Below are 22,361 nucleotides of genomic sequence, written 5' to 3' on the forward strand. Positions count from 1 at the left end.
GAGCGCGTCGTGCCGCTGCCCTCGCTGAAACCGCCCCGCGTGCGCTGGCCCTGGCAGCGCCGCTGGGAGGCCTGGTGGCAGGCGCGCCATCCCGCCAGCGACACCACCGCGCTGACGCAGCGCAACCTCTACATCCTGCCCAGCCGGCCCGGCGCCGCCTTTTGCGCGACCTTGCTGGTGCTGCTGCTGGCCTCGATCAACGACCAGTTGAGCCTGGGCTACCTGCTGACCTTCCTGCTCGGCGGCGCGGGGCTGGCCTCGATGCATGCGACGCACGCCAACCTGCGCGGACTCAAGCTGGACCTCAAGACGCCGCCGCCGGCCTACGCGGGACAGCCGTTGATGCTGGACATCCGTCTGCACAACCCGGGCGCGGCGCGTTTCGGGGTCGGCCTGCGCCTGCCCGGCGGCGCCGCGAAGGACACCGGCTACGCCGACGTCCCGGCGCAAGGGCACGCCCAGCTCCATCTGCAGGTCAGCCTGCCCACGCGCGGCCGGCACGCGCTGCCGCGGCTGCGCGTCGAGTCGCACTTCCCCTTCGGCCTGTTCACCACCTGGAGCTACTGGCGTCCGGCGGCGCAGGCCTGGATCTACCCGGCGCCCGAGCTCGACGCGCCGCCCGCCGCGGGCGCCGAGGAGGCCTTGCCGCAAGGTCAGGGCCAGCCCGGCCTGGGCGACGACCCCGGGCTGCGGCCCTACCGCCACGGGGACTCGCCCCGCCAGATCCTGTGGAAGAAGTCGGCGCTGGCGCTGGCCCAGCCGTCGTCGCCCAGCGGGGCCGCCGCCGCGCTGCTGGTGCGCGAACGCCTGGGCAGCCGCGCCAGCGAGCAATGGCTGGACCTGGCGGCCACGCGCGGCCTGCCGTTCGAGCAACGCCTGTCACGGCTCGCAGCCTGGGTCCAGCGGGCCGAGGAAGCGGGACTGCCCTACGGCCTGCGGCTGCGCGGCGTGGCGCTGGCGCCGGACCTCGGCCCCGATCACTTCCGCGCCTGCATGGAAGCGCTGACGCTGGCGGAGGCGCAGCCATGAGCACCCCGCCCGCCACCACCACCACCACCATCACGGCCACCGCCGGCCGGCGCAGCCCGTTGCCGCGCGAGGCGCGCGACACGCTGTTCCTGCTGGCGATCATCACGGCGACGCTGCTGCCGCACGCCGGCCATCTGCCGTGGTGGTGCGCCGTCGTCACGGCCGCGGTGCTGGGCTGGCGCGCGCGCCTGGCCTGGCGCAGCGAGGCGTTGCCGGGGCGTTGGAGCCTGCTGGTGGTGCTGGCGCTGGTGGTCGGCCTGACCTTCGCGACCCACAAGACGCTGCTGGGCCGCGAGGCCGGCATCACGATGCTGGCGATGCTGATGGCCCTGAAGACGCTGGAACTGCGCGCGCGGCGCGACGCCTTCGTCGTGTTCTTCCTCGGCTTCTTCTTGGTGCTGACGCAGTTCCTGTTCTCGCAGTCGCCGCTGATCGCGGTCTGGACGTTGCTGTGCGTGTGGGCGCTGCTCTCGGCGCTGGTGCTGGCGCAGATGCCGCAGGGCGTGCCCAGCCTGAAGCTGGCCGCGCGCATCGCGGCCCGCAACACGCTGATCGGCGTGCCGGTGATGATCGCGCTGTTCGTGCTGTTCCCTCGCCTGCCCCCGCTGTGGGGCCTGCCCAAGGACGCGGGCGCGCGCACCGGCCTGTCGGACACGATGAGCTTCGGCGCCTTCGCCGACGTGGTCAACGACGACACGATCGCGATGCGCGTGCGCTTCGACGGCGCGCCGCCGGCGCAGCCGCTGCTGTACTTCCGCGCGCAGGTGTTGACGCGTTTCGACGGCAAGACCTGGACCGGACCGCGCGTGACCTGGAGCCCGCGCGAGGACGAACGTCGGCTGACCGGCCCGGTGCTGCGCTACGAGGCGACGATGGAGCCGCTGCGGGTGACCGTGGTGCCGCTGCTGGAGGTCAACCCGGCGGCGCCCGGCACGCGCATGGCGGTGGGCCGCCAGACGGCGACGGCGGGCGCGCAGGGCCAATGGCAGGTGCCGCAACCGATCACCGAGCGCGTGCGGCTGCGTCAGGAGGCCTGGCCCCAGGCGCGATGGGGCACCAACGCGAGCCGCTCCGACCGCAACGAATCGCTGACGCTGCCGGCGGCGCTGAACCCGCGCGCGCTGGCGCTGGGGCAGTCCTTGCGCGAGCGTTTCGCCACGCTGGACGACGACGCGCGCGCCGAGGCCGTCAACCGCGAGCTGCTGACCCGCATCCGTCGCGACGGCTTCAGCTACACGCTGGCGCCGGGCATCTACGGCGAGACCACGCCCAACACCATCGACGAGTTCTGGTTCGACCGCAAGCTCGGCTTCTGCGAGCACTTCGCGTCGGCCTACGTCGTGCTGATGCGCGCGGCGGGCGTGCCGGCGCGGGTGGTGACCGGATTCCAGGGCGCGGATCCCGCGCTGCAGGACGGCGAACTGGTGATCCGCATGAGCCAGGCGCATGCCTGGGCCGAGTACTGGACCGCCGCCGACGGCTGGCGCCGGGCCGACCCGACCGCGGCCGTGGCGCCGGAGCGCATCCAGGGCCAGCCGCTGCGCCCGCCGCCGGGCGTCATCGCCGGCGCGCTGGATCAACTGCGTCCCGGACTGCTGCTGGAGCTGCGCAACGCCTGGGAGTCGCTGAACAACCGCTGGCAGCAGAACATCCTGAACTTCTCGGCGGGCGAGCAGATGAGCCTGCTCAAGCGGCTCGGCTTCGACGATCCGGACTGGACCGCGCTGGCGCAGGTCGCCGGCCTGCTGATGGCGCTGACGGCGGCGGCCGGCGCCGGCGTGGCCGCCTGGCAGCGGCGGCCGCATGATCCATGGTCGCGCCAGCGCGCCCGCGTGCGGCGCGAGCTCGACCGCCTGGGCCTGGCCACCCGCGACGACGAGACGCCGCGCCGCTGGGCCGAACGGCTCGCCGCCCGGCATGGCGACGCGGCGGCGGCGCTGGTCGCGTCGCTGTTGCAATTGGAAGCGCAGCGCTACCGCCAGGACCAGCCCGCCGGCACGTCACAATGGCAACGGCGATTCGCGACGCTGTGCGCCGAGTTGCGGGAGCGTGCGGCGCGATGAGCGACGTCCCCGCGCCGACCGGTGGCCGACCCGATCGCTCCATGCCCCACCTCGCGCGCGCGGTCCCGCCCGGACCCGCGCCCCACCCTGGATCCGCCGCCCGACCGGCGCCCTTGCCCGCATGACCGCAGTCCGCCGACTTTCTCCTCGCCGCGTCTTCCTCCGCTCCCTGCTCCAGGCCTCGCTGGCCGCGTCGCCGCTGATGCTGGCCGCGTTGCCGGCGGCGGCGGAGACCGCCTCGAAGCCCGCCGCCAAGCCCGCTCCCAAGTCCAAACCCAAGGCCGCCGCCAAAGCCCGGGCCGCCCGCAAGCCGGCGGTGCAGCCGCCCTTCGGCGAGCGCGCCGACGTGATGGCCTTCGCCGACGCGCAGGCCGAGTCGCTCGGCTACCGGCGCGAGGAACTGCGCGCGCTGCTGGCGCTGGCCCGGCCGCAGCCGACGGTGCAGCGGCTGATCCTGCCGGGGCCGCCCGGACAGGCGAAGGACTGGGGCGCGTACCGCCAGCGCTTCATCGAGCCACAGCGGCTGCAGGCCGGCCTGGCGTTCTGGGCGCAGCACGAGGCGGCCCTGTCGCGCGCCGAGGCGACCTACGGCGTGCCCGCCGAGGTGATCGCGTCCATCATCGGCGTGGAGACCTTCTACGGTCGCATCATGGGCGGCTTCCGCGCGCTGGACGCGCTGGCCACGCTGACCTTCGACTACCCGTCACCGCTGCCGCCGGGCGCGCGCGACCGCAGCCCCTTCTTCCGCGAGGAACTGCGCCAGTTCCTGATCCTGGCGCGTGAGAACGGCCTGGATCCGCTGTCGCTGAAGGGCTCGTACGCGGGCGCGATGGGCTGGGGCCAGTTCATGCCCGGCAGTTGGCGCCGTTACGCGATCGACTTCGACGGCGACGGTCACATCGACCTGATCGACAGCCCGGTCGACGCGATCGGCTCGGTGGCCAACTTCCTGCGCGAGCACGGCTGGCAGCGCGGCATGCCGACGCACTACGAGGTCCAGGTGCCCAACGACACGGCCGCGCGCGCGCAGCTGCTGATCAGCGACGTGTTGCCGCAGCTGGACGCGCGGCAGTTCGAATCGGTCGGCGCCCAGCTCTCGCCACAAGGCCGCGCGCACAACGGCCCGCTCGCGCTGATCGAGCTTCAGATGGGCGGCGCCGCGCCGATCTATGTCGCCGGCACGCAGAATTTCTACACCGTCACCCGCTACAACCAGAGCAGCTATTACGCGATGGCGGTGATCGAGTTCGCCAGCACGTTGGCAAGCTGGCGCCGGGCCACCGGCGCGCCGGTGGCGACACCGGCGTCGGGGCCGGCCAGCGGGCAGTGAGGCGGCGCGCCGGTCAGCGCTTGGGCGGCTGGGGTTTGACGTCGTCGTCCTTGCCCGGCACCGGGCGGCCGCCCTGGCGTCCGGGATGTCCGGAGTGGCTGCGATCGACGTCACCGGGCGACTCGGGACCGGTCTGACCGGTTTCCCCGACCCGGTGATCCGTGTCGTCATGCTCGAGCCCACCCAGCAGGCCGGGCGGGAAATCCTGGCGGGTGCGTGAGGTGTTCATGCGGGTCTCCTGGAGCAGGTGATCCGCACGGGCAAGGCGGATGCCGGCCACGGCGCCGGCCCCGCCCGGCCCTCGGCTTCAGCCCTTGCGCGCCGCGCGCAACCGGCGCATCACCGGCTCGTTGAGCTGCTTCGCCAGTTGATTCCACCTGGCGCTGACCTTGTCGATGCGGGCCAGCAGCGGCTGCGCGGTCGCGCTGTCTCCGCGGCCGAGCGCCCAGATCGCGTACTCCGCCCAGACCTCGACGCTGCCGAAGCGCTCGGACGCGGCTTCGAACTCCGCGCGCGCCTCCACGTCCCGGTCCAGGCCCGCCAGCGCGCGAGCGGTCAGCAGCGCCACCGGCTCGGCGCGGAAGTCGGGCTTCTCGGCGCGGATCGACGCCAGGTGTTCCAGCGCCTGGGCCGGCTGGCCGCTGAGCAGGCATGCGTGCGCGGCCCCGAGACGGATCTCCAGGTCCTTCGCGAACGGCCCGCGCAGGCAGGACTGGTACTGGCGCGCCGCCTCGGCGGCATCCCCGGCGGCCAGCAGCGCCGCGGCCAGTCGCATCTGGTTCTGCGCGGTGGGGGTGTCGTCGAACGCGGTCCGCGCCTCGCGCAGCTCGCGTCCCGGATCCATCGCACGCCCGGCGGCGCGGACCGCCCGGACGGCACCGCGCTCGATGCGCGAGTGCGGCAGGATGATCACGAACAGGTAGACCAGACTGCCCAGCAGCGGAAACGAAAACAGGATGATCAGCCAGTACAGCTGCTGGCCATGGCGCACGACGTGAACGGCGCAGAACAGCGCCAACAGGATGTGCAGACCCAGTCCGACGAATGGCATCGCCTTTTCCTCCCTCGATCGATAGCTTTGTTGACTTCTTCGCGAGCGCGGATTTTGCTCGATGGCAAGACCTGGCACATCCGGGCCGCTCCGGGCGGCGTTCGGGCCATGAGCGGCGACCGCACGCCGGAAACGAAGAAGGCGCCTCGCGGCGCCTTCGATCATGAGTTCGGGGGAAGGTCAGGGACGGTTCGAGGCGTGTTGGACGTCGACCGTCGACGGATCAATGGACCAGGCCGATCCACTCGCCACGACGCTGGTAGGCGTCGAACAGTTCCTGGGCGACGGCCTGCAGGCGTTCGTCGCCCCGGGCGTGAGCCTGGGACAGGCGCTCCAGCGCGTAGAGACGGTCGTAGAGCATGCGGGTCGGTTGCAGGGTCAGGCCGTGCTCGCCCATCAGGTCCTGCAGCACCAGCAGGTCGTCCATGCTGGCGGAGCCGGCCACCGTCAGGCCGAGATCCGGCACCAGTCCCCAGGGAGCCTGGGCGGTTTCGGGCATCAGGTGCGGGGGGATGGTGGTCAGCATGGCGGTCTCGGCGGATTCATGTCGGCGTGGGAAGGATCATGAACCGGCCGGCCGGGAACTTGAGCGGGAAAAGCGCCGGTTTTCCCGGCCAGTTCCGGCGATCGACGCGGTCGCGACGCCGTCGCGTCAAGGCCGCCTCAGGGACGGGGCTTGGCGATGAAGGTCGACAACTCGTTGCACCAGACGGCGGCGCGCAGTTCCAGCTCGTTGAGCGGCTGGACGTCGATGCGGGCGTCCAGCAGCATCTTCGCGGAGGCCTGGTTGAGGCCGATCTGATGGTCCTTCTTCTCCAGGTAGACGACGCGCTGGATGCCGACCTGGATGATGGACTGGACGCAGCGCGGGCACGGGTACTGCGTCGTGTAGATGGTGCTGCCGGTGAGCGGAAGCACCACGCAATTGAGGATCGCGTTGACCTCGGCGTGGACGATGTAGCTGTGGCGCGAGTTGGCGGGGTCGTTGTCGTCGTCGGACCAGTAGGCCGGGTCGTTGTCGTCGCAGCCGCGCGGCAGGCCGTTGTAGCCCACCCCGACGATCTTGTAGTCCGCGCTGGCGATGCAGGCGCCGTTGCGCTTGCGGCTGTCCTTGGATCGGGCGCTGGCCAGCAGGGCCACGCCCATGAACATCGAATGCCAGTCGATCAGCGGTTGGTTGTCCATGGGGAGAGCGGAGACGGAGAGCGTCCGGGGACGAAGGCGGAGAAGTGTAGTGGAGGCGGGCGCGGGGGCGCTGGCTCATGCGCTCCAGGATGACTGCCGCACGCTGATTCAGTCAGTCAGCCACAGGGATGTTGGGAAGGCGCGCGTGCATCGCCAAGCAATGAGTCATAGGCCGGGAACCCGCGCGCCGGTACGGTGACATGGCGCCCGACACCGCCTTCGCGGATGTTGCATTTCCTATGTACTTATTGACTCATGCATAGCTTTCACAACACACTGGACTGGATGACACCCCGTCCGAAACGACCACCGTCGTTCCATGAGCAGGCCGTTCTCGAGCTGGCGGAGCGACGATCACTGTTCCGCGCCCGAGACGTGCTCGACGCGGGGATTCCGTCCATGACCTTGAGCCGACTGGTCCAGGCCGGCCGCCTGCAGCGCATCAGCCATGGGGTGTATGCGCCGCGGGAGCGGGACGTCTCGGAGCATGTCTCGTTGGCGGAGGTGTGCATGCGTGCTCCGCGGGCGGTGGTCTGCCTGCTTTCCGCACTTCGATTCCATGACATCGGAACGCAGGAACCTGGCGACGTCTGGATCGCGCTACCGCCGAACGTGGCCGTCCCCCGCATCACCTCGCCCGCGGTGCGCGTGACCCGCATGTCGGGCGAATCGTTCTCGGAGGGCATCACCGAGCACGTCGTGGACGGCGTTCGCGTGCCTGTCTTCGACATCGCCAAGACGATTGCGGACTGCTTCAAGTTTCGCAACAAGATCGGCCTGGACGTCGGGCTGGAGGCCATCCGCGACGGGTGGTCCCGGCAGGCATTTCTCGCCGACGACCTGTGGCACTACGCGACGCTTGACCGCGTGACGAATGTGATGCGTCCCTACATGGAAAGTCTGATCACATGAGCCGCAACATCGCCGCTTCGGTGCGCGATCGGCTTTTGAATCTGGCTCAGCGCAACGATCTCAACTACTCGCGCGTCATGACCCGCTTCGGGCTCGAGCGTCTTCTCTATCGAATCTCCGCGTCGCCCTACGCGTCGCTCTTCCTCTTGAAGGGGGCCTTGCTCTTCTCGCACTGGTACCACGATCGTGGTCGGCCGACACGCGATGCAGACTTCCTCGCTCTCAATCCAAACGACGTGTGCCAACTCGTGGCGATGTTCCAGGAGGTCTGCGCCATTCCCGGCGATGACGGCGTCTTCTTCGACCCCACGTCCGTGCAGGGTCGCGATCTTGGGATCGCCGAGAAAGGCGTTGTCCGCATCACATTGGTCGGCGATCTGAATCGCGCGCGGCTGACCATCCAGATCGACATCGGCTACGGCGACCCCGTTTCACCAGGGCCTGAGAGCATCGCGTTTCCAACGCTCCTTGAAGACCTTCCGGCGCCCCGCTTGCTGGCGTATCCGAAGGCCACGGTGGTTGCCGAGAAGCTCCATGCCATCTGGTCGCTCGGCATGTCCAACACGCGTCTGAAGGACTACTACGACCTCGACATGCTGCTTCACGACGGCGACGTAGACCCAGCACAACTGAAGGAGGCGATTCGACTGACCTTCGAGAAAAGACGCACGCTGCGCCGACCAGGCGTGCCCGTTGGATTGTCTGGGCGCTATGCCAGCGATTCCGCGAAACGCTCACTATGGGCAGGCTTCCTGAAGAAAAATGGTCTCGCGGACTCGGCCCTCGACGATGTTGTCAAGCGGTTGGCAACCGCGCTTCAACGCCTTCAAGTCATCTGAGCCAAGCCTCGTCACGCGCCACTTCGGCGCGCGACGTCATCTTGACCCGCTCGCGCCAGACGGCCTCCCAGCCTTCGCGCTCGCGTACCCGCCTCACTTCGCCGCCATCACCCCCTTGTTCGCCAACGCATCCGCGCGCTCATTGCCCGGATCGCCGGCGTGGCCCTTGACCCAGCGCCAGTCGACCGTGTGCAGCTTGCGCAGCGCGTCCAGCCGCTGCCAGAGGTCGGCGTTCTTCACCGGTTTGCCGTCCGCCGTTTTCCAGCCGCGGCGCTGCCAGCCGCTGATCCACTCGGTCATGCCCTTGCGGACGTACTCGCTGTCCGTGTAGATCACGATGTTGCAGCTGCGCTTGAGCGAGGTCAGCGCCTCGATCACGGCCGTCAGCTCCATGCGGTTGTTGGTCGTGTTGCGCTCGCCGCCGAAGAGCTCTTTCTCGTGCCCGCCGCTGCTCAGCCAGGCGCCCCACCCGCCCGGGCCCGGATTGCCCTTGCAGGCGCCGTCCGTGTAGATGACGACGCCAGGCTTGGCGATCTTGGGGGCGGCGGCGGTGGCGGATGCAGGAGCGGTGGAATCGGTCATGAAGGGAACGAAGAAGGAATCTGTCGTCGGGCGCCGGTGTTCAGTCCTGCGCCCGATCGCGGCCGGAGCCGACGCGGTGGTGATGATGGTGATGTACGGCGGCCACGGCCGGGGCGGTTTTCGCGACGCGCTTCTTGCCGCGCGCCAGTCCGATCAGCCGCATGCCGTGCACGCGCTTGACCGCGATGACGCCATACAGCGCGCCGAGCACCGTCCACCACTTGCCGCCCGGCTTCTCGATCCACTGCCAGCGCGTCAACCAGGACTCGCTCAGCAGCGGGGGCCGATAGCAGCCGAACTGCGCGCGCTCGACCTCGAAGGACAGCAGCCTCAGCCAGTCGCGCAGGCGCCAGTAGCCGATGTACTCGCCCTCCTCCGGCAGATAGAGCCGCGGCGGACGGCCCAGCATCCGGCCGTTGACGCGGGCCAGATTCCGCCTCACCGCCCACAGGCTGGCCGGGTTCAGACCGAGGATCACGACTCGCCCTTCTGGACGCAGCACCCGCTCGACCTCGCGCAGGCAGCGGTGCGGATCGGACGCGAGTTCCAGCGTGTGCGGCAACAACACGAGATCCAGGCTGTTGGACTCGAACGGCAACGCCTCGAACTCGCAATAGACCGCGGCGCGGCCGGCCCCGTTCATCTCGACGCCGGGCTGGGCCTGCGGCTCGGGCTGGTATTCGAGCGGATGCACGGCGGGTCCGCGCGAGGGTGGTCCCGCCATCGGTTCGCGATGCGACGGCGCGTGGACATGGTTCAGCGCGAGCCATCGGTTCGTCATGCGATTGGTCCGCAGGCCATGCAATTGCGGCAAGCCCAGCTGCAGCGCGTGGTAGCCGAACCAATCGATCACGGCGGCGTCGATGAAGCGCTGTTCCCAAGCCAGCAGATAGCGGCCGGCGGGCGTGCGCAGCCACTCGGCGAGCTCGGCCGCGGCAGTGCCGTTCGCGGGGGGCGCCTCTACAATCGGCGCCACTTCGTCGTCCTGGCCCGGTGTCTTCATCGGTGGGACCTGATCGCCTTGCGTGCATGAACCTCGTCGCCGTCCCCGCCTTCACAGACAACTACATCTGGCTGCTGCATGACGGCAAGGAGGCGCTCGTCGTGGATCCAGGCGATGCGACGCCGGTGCGTGAGGCACTGCGCTCGTTGGGCCTGGACCTGCGAGGCATTCTAGTGACCCACCACCACAACGATCACGTCGGCGGCCTGCGCGACCTGATGCCGTTGCTGGGAAAAGGCGCAACGATCTGGGGGCCGGCCAACGAGTCCATGCCGGTGTCGGTTGAACCTTTGCGCGAAGGCGACCGCGTCGAGTTGCTCGGCCAGGTGTTCGACGTGCTGGACGTCCCCGGCCACACCGCCGGTCACATCGCTTTCGTGCTGAAGCAACCGACGGACGGCTCCTCGCCCATCGCTTTCTGCGGCGACACGCTGTTCTCGGCCGGCTGCGGCCGCCTGTTCGAGGGCACGCCGGCGCAGATGCACGACTCGCTGTCCAAGCTGGCCGCGCTCCCCGGGGATACCCGGGTGTGCTGCGCGCACGAGTACACCTTGTCGAATCTGCGATTTGCTCGCACAGTCGAGCCCCAGAACGAGGCGGTCGCGCGCCACGAGGCCTGGTGTCTGGCCCAGCGCGAACGGCACCTGCCCACCCTGCCCTCCACCGTTGCCGTGGAGCTCCAGATCAACCCCTTCCTGCGCTGCGACGTCCCCGACGTCCGCGAGGCCGCCCAGCGGCACGACTCGCGCGTCACGGCGCAGCCGGCCTCGGTCCTGGCCGGCTTGCGCCAGTGGAAGAACGATTTCCGTTGAGAGTCCGATGCATCGACACCCGTCCCCCGCCGCTCCCGCCCAAGCCCATTCCGCCTCCTCCGACTCCGAACGTCCGGCCTCCAAACGTCCGGCCCTGTCCCTGATCGCCGCGCTGCTGCCGCTGGTGCTGGCCGCCTGCGCGACGAAAACCGCGCCGCTGGCGAGCAACGACGAGGCGCGGGCCGCCGCCCAGCAGACGGTGAAGGCGGTCGAGGCCGCCGCGTCGGCGGTGGCGCCGTCGAAGACGCAGGTCGCGGCCGCGAGCGGCGCGCCGGTCGCCAAGCTGGACGTGCTGCTCGAGGACAACCTGAATCCCGGCGAGAAGGTCGACCTCGACGCGCCGCAGGCCCACGTCGACCTGTGGGCCCGCATGCGCGCCGGCATGGCGATGCCCGACCTGGACAACGACCTCGTGCGCAAGGCCGAGGACTGGTACAGCACCCGGCCCGACTACGTCGCCCGCATGACCGGCCGCGGCAGCCTCTACCTCTATCACGTGGTCGAGGAAGTCGAGAAGCGCAACATGCCGATGGAGCTGGCGCTGCTGCCCTTCGTCGAGAGCGCCTTCCGCAACGACGCGCAGTCCACCGCCAAAGCGGTCGGCATGTGGCAGTTCATGCCGGCCACCGGCCGCGACTTCGACCTCAAGCAGAACCTCTTCCGCGACGACCGCCGCGACGTGCTGGCCTCCACCAAGGCCGCGCTGGACTACCTGCAGCGCCTGAGCAAGATGTTCAATGGCGACTGGCAACTGGCGCTGGCCGCCTACAACTGGGGCCCGGGCAACGTCGGCAAGGCGGTGGCGCGCAACCAGAAGGCCGGCCTGCCGATCGACTACGACAACCTGCGCATCCCCGACGAGACCCGCTACTACCTGCCCAAGCTGCAGGCGGTGAAGAACATCCTGATGCGCCCGCAGGCCTACGGCCTGGCGCTGCCGGCGGTGGCGAACCATCCGTACTTCCTGTCGGTCAACATCGACCGCGACATGGACGTCGCCCGCGCCGCGCAACTGGCCGAGCTGGACGAGGACACCTTCCGCCAGTTCAATCCGTCGATGAACAAGCCGGTGATCCTGGCCGCCAGCAGCGGCCAGATCCTGCTGCCCTACGACAACGCCAGCACCTTCGTCGCCAACCTGGAGCGCCATCGCGGGCCGCTGGCCTCGTGGACCGCGTGGGTGGTGCCCAAGACGATGAAACCCGGCGATGCCGCCAAGCAGGTCGGCATGAGCGAGACCGGCCTGCGCGAGATCAACCGCATCCCCGCCCGCATGCTGGTGACGAAGGGATCGACGCTGCTGGTGCCGCGCAGCGCGTCGCGCGACCAGGACGTGTCGGAACACCTGGCCGACCATGCCAGCATCGCCTTCGCGCCGGACGTGCCGCCGATGCGCCGCGTCACGCTCAAGGCGGGCAAGGGCGACACGGTGGCGAGCGTCGCGCGCCGCTACCGGCTGGGCACGACCCAGCTGGCGCAGTGGAACAAGGTCAGCACCAAGGCCACCTTCAAGCCGGGCCAGCAGGTGATCGCGTATGTGCGCGAAGGTCAGACCCTGGCGGCCGTGGAACCGGCCGGCAAGTCGACCCCGGCTTCCGCGAAATCGGCCAAGAACGCCAAGGTCACGCGGGTGGCGTCCAGCAGCACCAACAAGGCCGTCAAGAACGCGCCCAAGACGCGCAGCGCCAAGGTCGCGACCGGTGGTGGCGGCAACACCGTGGCGACGAAGACGGCGCTGCGCTGACGCGCGACCAGCATCCAAGGACGACGGGCGCTCGATGGAGCGCCCGTTTTTCGTTCGACATCTTCACGTGGTGCCTTCACGCGGCGTCGTCGCCAGGCGTCGGCGCCAGAAGCTTCGCCTGACGTTTCGCCACGCGTTGTCGTTCGATGCGCCAGCACGCCCCCCGGAGGCCGGAGGCGCCTCGACATCAGACGAAGAACAGCCCGATCGACAACGCCACGCCGACCGCCCACACCAGGCTGCGCAGGCTGGGCAGGTCGGCCAGGTACAGCGCGATGAAGACCAGGCGCGAGGCGATGAAGGCCATCGCCAGCAGGTCGATGCGCGACTGGTCGTGATGCATCTGCTGCGCCGCCAGCACGCCGGCGATGAACAGCGGCAGCGCCTCGAAACCGTTGGCCTGCGCCGCATTGGCGCGTGCCTGCCAGCCGGTCTGACGGCCCAGCCAGGCCCGCGGGTCGTGGTTGTCGAAGCCGCCCTCGCGGCGACGCTTGCCGAAGCCCCTGGACTTGGCCAGCGCGGCGGACAGCACCGGCAGCAGGCAGGCGACGATCAGGCAGTAGTTGGCGAGGGTCATGGCAAGGAGCGGCGGAGCGCTTGAACGGGGGAACGTGAAGGCATGGGCGACGGATCAGGTCGCGCGGCGATCGACCAGCGCATGCGCGATCGTGCCGAGGTCGACGTACTCCAGCTCGCTGCCGACCGGCACGCCGCGCGCCAGGCGCGTGCTGCGCAGGCCGCGCGCGCGCAGCGCCTCGGCCAGCACATGCGCGGTGGCCTCGCCCTCGGCGGTGAAGCTGGTGGCGAGGATGACTTCTTCCACCTGACCGTCGACCGCGCGAGCGAGCAGTTGGTCGACACCGATCTCGCGCGTGGAGACGCCGTCCAGCGGGCTGATCCGGCCTTGCAAGACGAAGTAGTAGCCGTGGTACGAGGCGGTGCGTTCCATCGCCGCCTGGTCGGCCGGCGATTCGACGACGCACAGCAGCCGCGCGTCGCGATGCCGGTCCTGGCAGATCGGGCAGACCGGCGCCTCGCTGAAGGTGTGGCAGCGCTCGCAGTGGCCGATGTTGCGCGCCGCGTCCTGCAGCGCGCGGGCCAACGTGTCGGCGCCGGCGCGGTCGTGCTGCAGCAGGTGATACGCCATGCGCTGGGCCGACTTCTGGCCCACGCCGGGCAGGCGCCGCAAGGCCTCGATCAATTGCTCGAGCGCGGTCACCGGGGTCCGATCAGAACGGGAACTTCATGCCCGGGGGCATCGGCATGCCGGCGGTCAGCTTGGACATCTTTTCCTGGCTGACTTCCTCGGCGCGGCGCACGCCGTCGTTGAACGCGGCGGCGACCAGGTCTTCCAGCATGTCCTTGTCGTCGGCCAGCAGGCTGGGGTCGATGACGACGCGCTTGACGTCGTGCTTGCAGGTCATCGTGACCTTCACCAGGCCGGCGCCGGACTGGCCCTCGACCTCGATGTTGCCCAGCTCGTCCTGCGCGCGCTTCAGGTTGTCCTGCATCGCCTGGGCCTGCTTCATCAGACCTGCGAGTTGACCCTTCATCATGATGGTGATTCCTTGTTCAGAGATTCGAGGACCGTCGACCCGGGTCGACGGTTCCGGGGGATGCCGGGCGGGCACCGATGCGATGGGCGGATTGTCGCCGAGGACGCCGCCGGCTTCAGCGCGGCTTGATCGATCCCGGCAGGATGCGCGCCGTCTTGAACTGGGCCAGCAGGCGCTGGACCTCGGGATCTTCAAGAATGATCGACTCGGCCTGGCGCTGGCGCGCGCGCACCGTCATCGTCTCCCGCAGCGCGGGGGAGTCCGAGGCGCGCCCCGCCTCCAGGTCCAGCCGCACCGGCTTGCCCACCAGCGCCGCCACCGCCGCCTGCAGCTTCTCCTGCAGGCCGGCCTGGCGCAACGATTCGCGCTCGACGCGGAAGCGCCAGCGCTGCGGCTCGGCGCTTTCGTCGATCTCCAGGCACTCGGCCTGCAGCGCGAGCTCGCGGGTCAGCGCGGTCAGACCCAGTTGCGGCACGGTCGCATGCCAGCGCTCGCCCAGCGGCGTCAGGACCAGCTCGACCTCCTCGGCCGCAGTCGAGACATAGATGCCGTCCCCGCCCTGGTCCGGCATCGGATCGTCGGCATCAGGCAGCGACTGTCCGACGGCCGCGTCCTCGTCGGACGGCGGCGGCGCGTCCAGCCAAGGCGGCGGGCCGTCGTCGTCATGCGGCGGGGACAGGTCTTCCGGCTCGTCCGAGTCGGCGACCGCGGTGGGCGGCGGAGCGGCGCGCGGGCGCAGGCGTTCGCTGAAGCGGGTCGCGGGAGCGCCACCTTGCGCGGCGCGTAGCGGACCCGAAGGTCCCGACGGGCGAGGCGCTGCCGGCGGAGCCGCCGCGAGCTCGGGTTCGGGCGTCGGCGCGGACGCCGGGGCGGCGGCCGGAGCAGGAGTCTGGGCAGGCGTCCGAGCCGCGACGGGCGCCGGGCCGGGCTCGACGGCAGGCGGCGGCTCCGGGCGTTCGTCCACGGCCGAAGACGGCGCGTCGGTCGCCGCGGTCAGCGCGGCGGGCGCAGGATCGGGCGCCGCTGCTGGCGCGGCCGCGGGCTCGGGTTCAGGTTCTGGCGCGGTGGCCTCCGCGACGCGCGGCACGGCAGGCGCGGGTTGGACCGGCACGGGCGCAGGCGCGGCGCTTTGCGGCGCCGGAGCCGGAGCCGCCTGAGGGCGCGCGACCGGCGTCGTCATCGACGTCGGAGCCGCGGCAGACGCAGAGGCGGCGGACGTCGCCGGCGCGGCGCGCGCGGCGCCCTCGGGCGCGGTCGGCTGTCGGGCCCCCTGCCCGTTCGGACGGAACGCCATCATGCGCAGCAGGGCCATCGTCAAGCCCGCGTATTCGTCGGGCGCCAGCGGCAGCTCCTGCCGGCCGTGCAGCGCCATGCTGTACATCAGCTGGATCTCGTCGCCGGGCAACTGGCTGGCGAGCGGCAGCAGCTCGGCCAGATCGGGATCGGTGGCGTCGAGCGCGCCGGGCGCCGCCTGCGCGACGGCCAGGTGCTGCAGCGCGACCGCCAAGTCCTCCAGCGTGCCGCCGGCCGACAATCCCATGTCGCGCAGCCGGTCGGACGCACCGACCAGCGCCGCGCCGTCACCCGCGATCAGCGCATGGAGGATGGCCTGGACATGACCGCGGTCGACGCTGCCGAGCATCTGCCGCACGCCGGCTTCCTTGAGCTCGCCGGAGCCAAAGGCGATCGCCTGGTCGGTCAGCGACAGCGCATCGCGCATCGAGCCGCGCGCGGCGCGCGCCAGCAGGCGCAACGCGCCGGCCTCGTTGGGCACGTGCTCGTTCTGCAGCACGCGCGTCAGGTGTTCCAACACGGTCTGCGGCGCCATCGGCCGCAAGTTGAACTGCAGGCAGCGCGACAGCACGGTGACCGGCACCTTCTGCGGATCGGTCGTCGCCAGGACGAACTTCAGGTACTCGGGCGGCTCCTCGAGCGTCTTCAGCATCGCGTTGAACGCGGTGTTGGACAGCATGTGCACTTCGTCGATCATGTAGACCTTGAAGCGCCCGACCACCGGCTTGTAGACCGACTGGTCCAGCAGCTGCGAGATTTCCTCGACGCCGCGGTTGGAGGCGGCGTCCAGTTCGACGTAGTCGACGAAACGGCCCGCGTCGATGTCGCGGCAGGCGTCGCACACGCCGCAGGGATGGGCGGTGATGCCGCCGGTGCCGTCGGGCCCGACGCAATTCAGCGACTTGGCCAGGATGCGCGAGACCGAGGTCTTGCCCACGCCGCGCGTGCCGGTGAACAGGTAGGCGTGATGCAGACGCTGCTGCGTCAGCGCATTGGCCAGGGCCTGCACCACATGCTCCTGACCCATCAGCTCCTCGAACGTGCGGGAGCGGTACTTGCGTGCGAGGACCTGGTAACTCATGGCGCGGCATTCTACGGGGCGGCTCTCCCCCAGCGGACGGGGGGCGGGAGATGCGGCGTCCGGGTTTGTCAGGAGAGGCTGATGGCGCTGAAGGATAATCCGCGCCCATGAGCACCCATGCCCCGCACGATCCCTCCTCCGGAACGCTGAGCTATGAACAGGCCGGCGTCAATTACGACCTGATCGACCCCCTGAAGATCAGCGCACAACGCGCGGCGGCCGCGACGGCCGGCCACCTGAGCGCGCACGGCTTCACCGAGGTCAAGGCGTCGCGCGGCGAATCCGCGTACGTCGTGGACGTGGGCCCGTTCTACATCGCCTCCATCGTCGAGTGCCTCGGATCGAAGGCGCTGGTCGCCGACGAGATGGCCACGCTGACCGGCAAGAGCTATTACGACGGCATCGCGCAGGACACGATCGCGATGGCCGTCAACGACCTGATCACCGTCGGCGCCACGCCGCTGGTGGTGCAGGCCTACTGGGCCGCGGGCGGTTCGGACTGGTTCGGCGACGCGCAGCGCGCGCAGGCGCTGGTGGCGGGCTGGAAGAAGGCCTGCGACGTCTGCCAGGTCGCCTGGGGCGGCGGCGAGACGCCGGCGCTGGCCGGCATCGTCGAGTCGGGTCGCATCGACCTGGCCGCGTCCTGCACCGGCCTGATCAATCCGAAGGAGCGCCTGTCGGTGGGCGACAAGCTCGGCGCCGGCGATGCCATCGTGCTACTGGCCTCGTCCGGCATTCACGCCAACGGCCTGAGCCTCGCGCGCAAGCTGACCGAGCGCTTGCCCGACGGCTACCTGACCGAAGTCGAACCCGGCCTGAGCTACGGCGACGCGCTGCTGGCGCCGACGACGCTGTACTCGCCAGTGACCGAGGCCCTGTACAAGGCCGGCATCACGCCGCATTACTGCGCCAACATCACCGGCCACGGCTGGCGCAAGCTGCTGCGCCACCCCGGCCAATTCACCTACCGCATCCACACGGTGCCGCCGGTGACCCCGGTGCTGAAGTTCATGCAGCAGCATGCGCAGCAGGATGACCGCGAGGCCTATTCGACGCTGAACATGGGGGCCGGTTTCGCCATCTTCGTGAAGGCGGATCAGGCGGCGAAGGTCGTCGAGATCGCCCAGTCCTGCGGCATCGCCGCCTGGGATGCCGGCCGCGTCGAGGACGGCGACAAGCAACTGCTGATCGAGCCGCTGAACATCCGCTTCGGGGACGACGATCTGCAGCTGCGCTGATCGGGGTCAGGTCTGAAGGGAACGAGGGGCGCCGAGGCGCCCCTCGTTCCCTTATCTGCTGCGGACCCAGACTGCAAAGCCGCACTGCGCCGGCACTTGTCGCCTCGATATCTGAGCGCTGCCCGCCCGTCCACGATTTCAGCCAGATCGCGGGCCAGCAGGAAAACGGCGGAGTAGGCACGGGACACCGCGCCACGTCCACTCGCCTCCCCGGGGCGAGAGCGCAGATGGTCCGCCACTTCGAACGCTTTGCTTCAACATGAGGGCTGCCTTTCCATCACCGACACCTTGTCGATGGAAGGCTCCCATTCTCGAAATCCGCGCGCTGCCCGTCATGACTCAAAACTGTGGGCGATGGGGGATGCGAAGAGGGCCCTCCTTCGGATGAGAAGCGCCCCCGCGTTCCCCTGATTGACATCCCACGGCGGGGTGACGAAGCTTCCCGCTCATGGATTGGTTCTACAGCCCGATGGTGAAGATGCACACGCTGCTGGCGTGGTGCAGCGTGGGCTTGTTCGTGGTGCGCGGGCTGGCGCATCAATTCGGCGCGGCGTGGATCATGGACGAACGGCTGCGGACGATCGTCTTCAGCAGCCATGTGCTGATCGTCGTGTCCGGCATCAGCCTGTGGGGCGCCCTGCACCACGACCCGCGCTACGAGCCCTGGATGACGGCCAAGTTCATCGCGCTGGGCTTCTACTTCGCGACCGGTCACTGGGCGGTCGGCCGGGGGGAGTTTCGCGTGATCGGCTACCTGCTGGCGCTGCTCGCGCTGGGCTACGTGGCGGCGGTGTCGGTGACGCGGCAGGTGCTGCTGGGGCTGGCCTGACCGCAGGCCGCGCGGATCGCACCGTCAGCTCGCGCGCCGCGGGCCCCGCGAATGCGTGACGATACGACTCGGCATCTCGTCGGGGGCGCGATAGCCGAGCGAAACGGCCACCGCGAGCACGAGCGCGCGATGGCGCACGGTCAGCCGACGAGCTTCCACCCTGCTTGCCACAGCTGGCGCACGGCGTCGGCGTAAAGGGTGCGTCGCAGATCCGCTGGGCGATCGCCAGCGCGGCCTTCCACCGCCGCGCTGAGCCACTGCGGGCCGATGTCTCGGGAAAGACGGGCCTGACCGTGGCGATCGGCGCGCAGCAGCGCCAGGCGCCAGGCCGTGCTCAGGCGATGGGAGCGGGCATCGTCGGCCAGCGCGCCGATCCAGTCGTCCGACTGGAGACGATGGGCGGCCTTGAGCAGGTCGCGGTCGGAAGGGAAGCGGGAGAACTCGGCGACCGGCTCACCCCAGGGGTCGCGCAGGACACGGACGGGTTGGGTCGGGCAGGCCGCGCGCACGAGGCGGCGGCGGGTCAGCAGCGAATCGAACTGAGCCAGACGAGCAGACATGAAAAAACTCCGAGAGCCCACGGACATCACCGGCGTTTGCCGGCCCGGGGCATCATCGGAGCCGCAACGCTTTAGCCGTACTTGTTGACCGCCCGCAAGTAGTTGGTAAATCGGCGGTGGACCTCTCGGCAGCGCCGTGAGGTCCGGGGCGGATTAGAGCACAGGGCCCTCGACCGGGTCCACGGTCCGGCGGCGCGGATCGCACGAACGTCCTCGCCGCGTCGGGCGTCTCCCATCCGTGGTCCGGGGCCCCTCGAAAGCTCGGCTAGAATCCACCGCTGACGGGCCTCCTCGCATGGAAGCACGGCCAACTGGGTCAGGTGGGGAACCAAGCAGCCCTAACTGTTGTGACCAGTGCCGAGGGTAAGGCTCGTCAACCCTCATTCAGAATGAAACCGCCTCCGTGGCGGTTTTTTCGTTTCTGGCGCCATGAGCTTGTGTTGAACGCGTTCGAGTTCCCAGATCTCGTGTTTTATTGAATCGACACTGGCGAATCGCGCAAGTCGACAAACAGCGCCCGGAACCGCGCCCATCGATCATCCGATTGCATGGCAGCCTGAATGGTCGACAGGCTAGGCCCAACCTCTCCGCGGCGATGAGCCCTCTGTCGGAGCGCCCGGTCCAGGCTGTGCCGCACCCCTTGCCTTGGCCATCCAACGACTGATTCCAGTGGGTATACCCACCATTTCCTGTGTGGCCTCGACGCCGAAATCTCGGCCTTCCAGATTTCATTGACCGATTCGTACCGATGGTCATGTGAACCATGAATCAATGCGGCAGGTGCCTGAAAACACCGACCGGCACCCACCACCTTCTTCACGAAACCAGCGGAAGGTATTCGTGTCTTGGTTGCAATGAGCTTGCATTGAATTGGAGTTGTTCATGACCGTCATGACCGCCGAGTTTTTTGAATCCCTGGAAACGACGTCGGTGGGAGCCTCTCCCATCCGTCCGAACCCGTCCCCATCGCCCGGCTTCGCCGGCTCGCCACCGGAACCGCCCGGGCCCGAGATGACCGAGGTGGAGCACGACTTGCTGAACCACCGACCGCTGCGCCGCATGTCCGCGGACCAGTTCGAGGAGTTCCTGTACCGCGCTCGCATGTATCCGACCTTCAGCCGCTTCGCGCCGGGCAACGCCGAGTTCTTCGCGCCGCGACGCGACGTCTCGGTCGCCATGGCGCTGGCCACGCTGCGCAAGCGGATCGAGCACGCGGTGGCGATCGCGGAGATGGTCGCCCGCCTGGAACGCGCCCATGTCGACGACGACTCCCGGCTCGACGACGACGACGAAGCCGTCATCGCCGTCTCCGGCATCCGCGATGACCTGCGCGAGGCGCTGGGCATGCTGGGCGTCGTCGAGCAGGCGCTGCGGGACGGCCGCGCCGCCCTGAAGATCCTGACGCGGGTCGGGTGATCCGCGCCGCCATGGCGCCAGGGCCGGCAGGTTCAGGGCACACTGCGCCCGACACGTCGTCAGCCCTGAGCGCCATGAAAACCCCGCCCTTCACCCTGCTGCCCTGCCGCCTGCCCGGCATCGAGGCCGTGCGGGCGGACACCAGCCGCGCCTTCGGCCGCCACGTCCACGATCAGTTCGGCATCGGCCTGATCGACCGCGGCGCGCAGAAGTCGGCCAGCGGTCGGGGGCTGGTGGAGGCGATGGCCGGCGATCTCATCACCGTCAACCCCGGCGAGGTCCACGACGGCACGCCCATCGGCGACGGCGGACGGTCGTGGCGCATGCTTTATCTGGACCCAGACGTCGTGGTCGATCTCGTCGCCGACATGACCGGGGACGCGAGCACCCGATCGCTCGCTGGACCAGGCGTCGGCACCGCCGAATTCACGCAGCCCACGCTTCACGATCCGCGGCGAGCTCGCGCGTACAGGGCGCTCTTCGCCGCGCTGACGGCAAGCGCTCCCTGCCGCGACTCGCTGCTGGCCGAGCAGGCGCTGCTGAGCTTGCTCGCCGGCCTGTTGCGGTCTGAAGCGGAGGAGCCTCGAGCGATCCCGGCTGGCATCGCCTCGGCGAGAACGATGATCGACGACGATCCCGCAGCGGCGTTGCGCCTGCACGACCTCGCCCAAGAAGCGCGGCTGAGCCGCTACCAATTCCTGCGCGGCTTCACGCGGGCCACCGGCCTGACGCCCCATGCCTACCTCGTGCAGCGCCGACTGCACCGGGCTCGACGGCTGATCGGCCAGGGTCTGCCACTCGCCGAAGTAGCGGTGTCGAGTGGGTTCTGCGACCAGAGCCATCTCACTCGGCACTTCGTCCGCAGCTTCGGCCTGTCGCCAGCGCTTTACGCCAAGGCGGCGCGCTGACGACCTGGCCACCGCGGCGCCTCAGCCTCAGCCTCAGCCTCACAGGCACACGCACACGCACACGCACACGCACACGCACAGGCACAGGCAGCCGCGTCCATTGAGTCTCAGCCTCGCGCCTCGGTTCCGGTATCCGGCTTGGGCCCGACGTTGAACGTTGACGCTGCAATTTCGTCCAAGACACCCCTTCAGCGCGGACGGAGGATGGCAGCCTTCTCCATCGTCATCGCCGAGGTCCGATCTTGTCGTTCGCCAGCACCGAGTTCCTGCTCACCTCCTTCATCGTTGTCGCGTCGCCGGGCACCGGCGCGCTGGTCACGCTGGCGGCTGGCCTGTCGCGTGGCGCGCGGGCCTCGCTGGTCGCGGCGTTGGGCTGCACGCTGGGCATCGTCCCGCACATGCTCGCGGCGATCACCGGGCTAGCCGCGTTGCTGCACGCCAGCGCGATGGCCTTCGACGTCATCAAGTACGCCGGCGTCGCCTACCTGCTTTACATGGCATGGATGGCCCTGAAGGAACACGGGCCTCTGGCGATCGAACCCGAAGGCCCGACGCGCTCCAATGGGGAGGTCATCCGGCATGCGGTCCTGGTGAACGTGCTCAATCCGAAACTGTCCATCTTCTTCTTCGCCTTCCTGCCGCAGTTCATCGGCACCGACGACGCCGCGCCGACACGCCGGATGCTCGAACTCTCCGGCGTCTTCATGGCGATGACCTTCCTCGTGTTCGCGGTCTACGGCGTCTTCGCGGCCTCGGTGCGCGACCGCGTGCTGCGCCGCCCCGCGGTGCTGCAGTGGATGCGACGCGGCTTCGCGGCGGCCTTCGTCGGGCTCGGCGTCAAGCTGGCGCTGGTACAGCGCTGACGGCGCGCCGACACGCATCGACACCGCGCTGACCCCGATTCGGCGCGGCGGCAAGGGCGGCCTCCTC

23 protein-coding genes and 1 other RNA gene are annotated in these 22,361 nt (G+C 69.5%); 13 read left to right on the forward strand and 11 right to left on the reverse strand.

Translation table 11 applies throughout. The features are described from left to right. The first annotated feature begins 9 nt into the window (after positions 1-9). From CDN99_RS01465 to mltB, 3 genes are all read left to right on the forward strand, one after another. Positions 10-1,029, forward strand: coding sequence for a DUF58 domain-containing protein (locus tag CDN99_RS01465; protein ID WP_238139314.1), 1,020 nt, complete (start codon positions 10-12; stop codon positions 1,027-1,029). Further along, positions 1,026-3,092 carry a transglutaminase TgpA family protein gene (locus tag CDN99_RS01470; RefSeq protein ID WP_088382342.1) on the forward strand — a complete coding sequence of 689 codons (2,067 nt, stop codon included), beginning with the start codon at positions 1,026-1,028 and terminating at the stop codon, positions 3,090-3,092. The genes CDN99_RS01465 and CDN99_RS01470 overlap by 4 nt, the downstream gene beginning before the upstream one ends. A 121-nt stretch (positions 3,093-3,213) precedes the next feature. Continuing rightward, the gene (mltB, locus tag CDN99_RS01475) at positions 3,214-4,422 is read left to right on the forward strand and encodes a lytic murein transglycosylase B (RefSeq protein ID WP_238139315.1); all 1,209 of its coding nucleotides are present in this window, start codon (positions 3,214-3,216) and stop codon (positions 4,420-4,422) included. A gap of 13 nt (positions 4,423-4,435) precedes the next feature. On the opposite strand, the gene CDN99_RS01480 is transcribed toward mltB, so the two are convergent. The 4 genes from CDN99_RS01480 to CDN99_RS01495 form a co-directional block, all read right to left on the reverse strand. Then, complete coding sequence (locus CDN99_RS01480) at positions 4,436-4,651, reverse strand: hypothetical protein (protein WP_088382343.1); 216 nt, start codon at positions 4,649-4,651, stop codon at positions 4,436-4,438. Between the two features lie 78 nt (positions 4,652-4,729). Beyond that, a complete protein-coding gene (locus CDN99_RS01485; RefSeq protein ID WP_088382344.1) occupies positions 4,730-5,473 on the reverse strand; it encodes a tetratricopeptide repeat protein in 744 nt (247 codons plus the stop codon). Positions 5,474-5,696: 223 nt separating this feature from the next. After that, complete coding sequence (locus tag CDN99_RS01490; protein WP_088382345.1) at positions 5,697-5,999, reverse strand: hypothetical protein; 303 nt, start codon at positions 5,997-5,999, stop codon at positions 5,697-5,699. Positions 6,000-6,136: 137 nt separating this feature from the next. Then, positions 6,137-6,658 (reverse strand): deoxycytidylate deaminase, encoded by a 522-nt coding sequence (locus CDN99_RS01495; protein WP_088382346.1) that lies wholly within the window; start codon positions 6,656-6,658, stop codon positions 6,137-6,139. Positions 6,659-6,943: 285 nt separating this feature from the next. On the opposite strand from CDN99_RS01495, the gene CDN99_RS01500 reads away from it, so the two are divergent. Both CDN99_RS01500 and CDN99_RS01505 read left to right on the forward strand, forming a co-directional pair. Next, positions 6,944-7,570 (forward strand): type IV toxin-antitoxin system AbiEi family antitoxin domain-containing protein, encoded by a 627-nt coding sequence (locus tag CDN99_RS01500; RefSeq protein ID WP_088383286.1) that lies wholly within the window; start codon positions 6,944-6,946, stop codon positions 7,568-7,570. Further along, a complete protein-coding gene (locus CDN99_RS01505) occupies positions 7,567-8,409 on the forward strand; it encodes a nucleotidyl transferase AbiEii/AbiGii toxin family protein (RefSeq protein ID WP_088382347.1) in 843 nt (280 codons plus the stop codon). Before CDN99_RS01500 ends, CDN99_RS01505 begins: the two co-directional genes overlap by 4 nt. 93 nt (positions 8,410-8,502) lie before the next feature. On the opposite strand, the gene rnhA is transcribed toward CDN99_RS01505, so the two are convergent. Together rnhA and CDN99_RS01515 are read right to left on the reverse strand one after the other, a co-directional pair. After that, positions 8,503-8,991, reverse strand: a complete 489-nt coding sequence (gene rnhA / locus CDN99_RS01510; protein ID WP_088382348.1) for a ribonuclease HI — start codon at positions 8,989-8,991, stop codon at positions 8,503-8,505. Positions 8,992-9,031: 40 nt separating this feature from the next. After that, a complete protein-coding gene (locus tag CDN99_RS01515) occupies positions 9,032-9,994 on the reverse strand; it encodes a class I SAM-dependent methyltransferase (RefSeq protein WP_088382349.1) in 963 nt (320 codons plus the stop codon). 26 nt (positions 9,995-10,020) lie between these two features. Here CDN99_RS01515 and gloB point away from each other — a divergent pair, with 26 nt between their 5' ends. Together gloB and CDN99_RS01525 are read left to right on the forward strand one after the other, a co-directional pair. Continuing rightward, the gene (gloB, locus tag CDN99_RS01520; protein WP_088382350.1) at positions 10,021-10,806 is read left to right on the forward strand and encodes a hydroxyacylglutathione hydrolase; all 786 of its coding nucleotides are present in this window, start codon (positions 10,021-10,023) and stop codon (positions 10,804-10,806) included. 7 nt (positions 10,807-10,813) lie between these two features. Continuing rightward, a complete protein-coding gene (locus tag CDN99_RS01525; RefSeq protein WP_088382351.1) occupies positions 10,814-12,550 on the forward strand; it encodes a transglycosylase SLT domain-containing protein in 1,737 nt (578 codons plus the stop codon). A 187-nt stretch (positions 12,551-12,737) separates the two neighbouring features. Here the strand turns inward: CDN99_RS01525 and CDN99_RS01530 are convergent, their stop codons facing one another. From CDN99_RS01530 to dnaX, 4 genes are all read right to left on the reverse strand, one after another. Next, positions 12,738-13,127, reverse strand: a complete 390-nt coding sequence (locus CDN99_RS01530; RefSeq protein WP_088382352.1) for an MAPEG family protein — start codon at positions 13,125-13,127, stop codon at positions 12,738-12,740. A gap of 54 nt (positions 13,128-13,181) precedes the next feature. Further along, complete coding sequence (gene recR / locus CDN99_RS01535; RefSeq protein WP_088382353.1) at positions 13,182-13,769, reverse strand: recombination mediator RecR; 588 nt, start codon at positions 13,767-13,769, stop codon at positions 13,182-13,184. 10 nt (positions 13,770-13,779) lie between these two features. Continuing rightward, the gene (locus tag CDN99_RS01540) at positions 13,780-14,109 is read right to left on the reverse strand and encodes a YbaB/EbfC family nucleoid-associated protein (RefSeq protein WP_088383288.1); all 330 of its coding nucleotides are present in this window, start codon (positions 14,107-14,109) and stop codon (positions 13,780-13,782) included. Positions 14,110-14,221: 112 nt separating this feature from the next. Beyond that, positions 14,222-16,480, reverse strand: a complete 2,259-nt coding sequence (dnaX, locus tag CDN99_RS01545; protein WP_088382354.1) for a DNA polymerase III subunit gamma/tau — start codon at positions 16,478-16,480, stop codon at positions 14,222-14,224. Between the two features lie 107 nt (positions 16,481-16,587). On the opposite strand from dnaX, the gene CDN99_RS01550 reads away from it, so the two are divergent. Together CDN99_RS01550 and CDN99_RS01555 are read left to right on the forward strand one after the other, a co-directional pair. After that, positions 16,588-17,718 carry an AIR synthase-related protein gene (locus CDN99_RS01550; RefSeq protein ID WP_088382355.1) on the forward strand — a complete coding sequence of 377 codons (1,131 nt, stop codon included), beginning with the start codon at positions 16,588-16,590 and terminating at the stop codon, positions 17,716-17,718. 448 nt (positions 17,719-18,166) lie between these two features. Further along, entirely contained in the window at positions 18,167-18,547 is a 381-nt protein-coding gene (locus tag CDN99_RS01555) for a SirB2 family protein (RefSeq protein ID WP_088382356.1), read from the forward strand. A gap of 140 nt (positions 18,548-18,687) precedes the next feature. On the opposite strand, the gene CDN99_RS01560 is transcribed toward CDN99_RS01555, so the two are convergent. After that, positions 18,688-19,107, reverse strand: a complete 420-nt coding sequence (locus tag CDN99_RS01560; protein ID WP_088382357.1) for a hypothetical protein — start codon at positions 19,105-19,107, stop codon at positions 18,688-18,690. 280 nt (positions 19,108-19,387) lie between these two features. Between CDN99_RS01560 and ffs the strand changes: the two genes are divergently transcribed. From ffs to CDN99_RS01580, 4 genes are all read left to right on the forward strand, one after another. Beyond that, positions 19,388-19,485: signal recognition particle sRNA small type (gene ffs, locus CDN99_RS01565), an RNA gene on the forward strand. A 504-nt stretch (positions 19,486-19,989) separates the two neighbouring features. Then, positions 19,990-20,523 (forward strand): hypothetical protein, encoded by a 534-nt coding sequence (locus CDN99_RS01570; RefSeq protein WP_141100589.1) that lies wholly within the window; start codon positions 19,990-19,992, stop codon positions 20,521-20,523. A gap of 74 nt (positions 20,524-20,597) precedes the next feature. Continuing rightward, the gene (locus CDN99_RS01575; protein WP_088382359.1) at positions 20,598-21,431 is read left to right on the forward strand and encodes an AraC family transcriptional regulator; all 834 of its coding nucleotides are present in this window, start codon (positions 20,598-20,600) and stop codon (positions 21,429-21,431) included. Between the two features lie 242 nt (positions 21,432-21,673). Next, positions 21,674-22,294: a LysE family translocator gene (locus tag CDN99_RS01580; RefSeq protein ID WP_088382360.1), complete on the forward strand. Its 621-nt coding sequence runs from the start codon at positions 21,674-21,676 to the stop codon at positions 22,292-22,294. Positions 22,295-22,361 lie beyond the last annotated feature (67 nt).

The organism is Roseateles aquatilis (genome assembly GCF_002205645.1).
Lineage (GTDB): Bacteria > Pseudomonadota > Gammaproteobacteria > Burkholderiales > Burkholderiaceae_C > Roseateles > Roseateles aquatilis.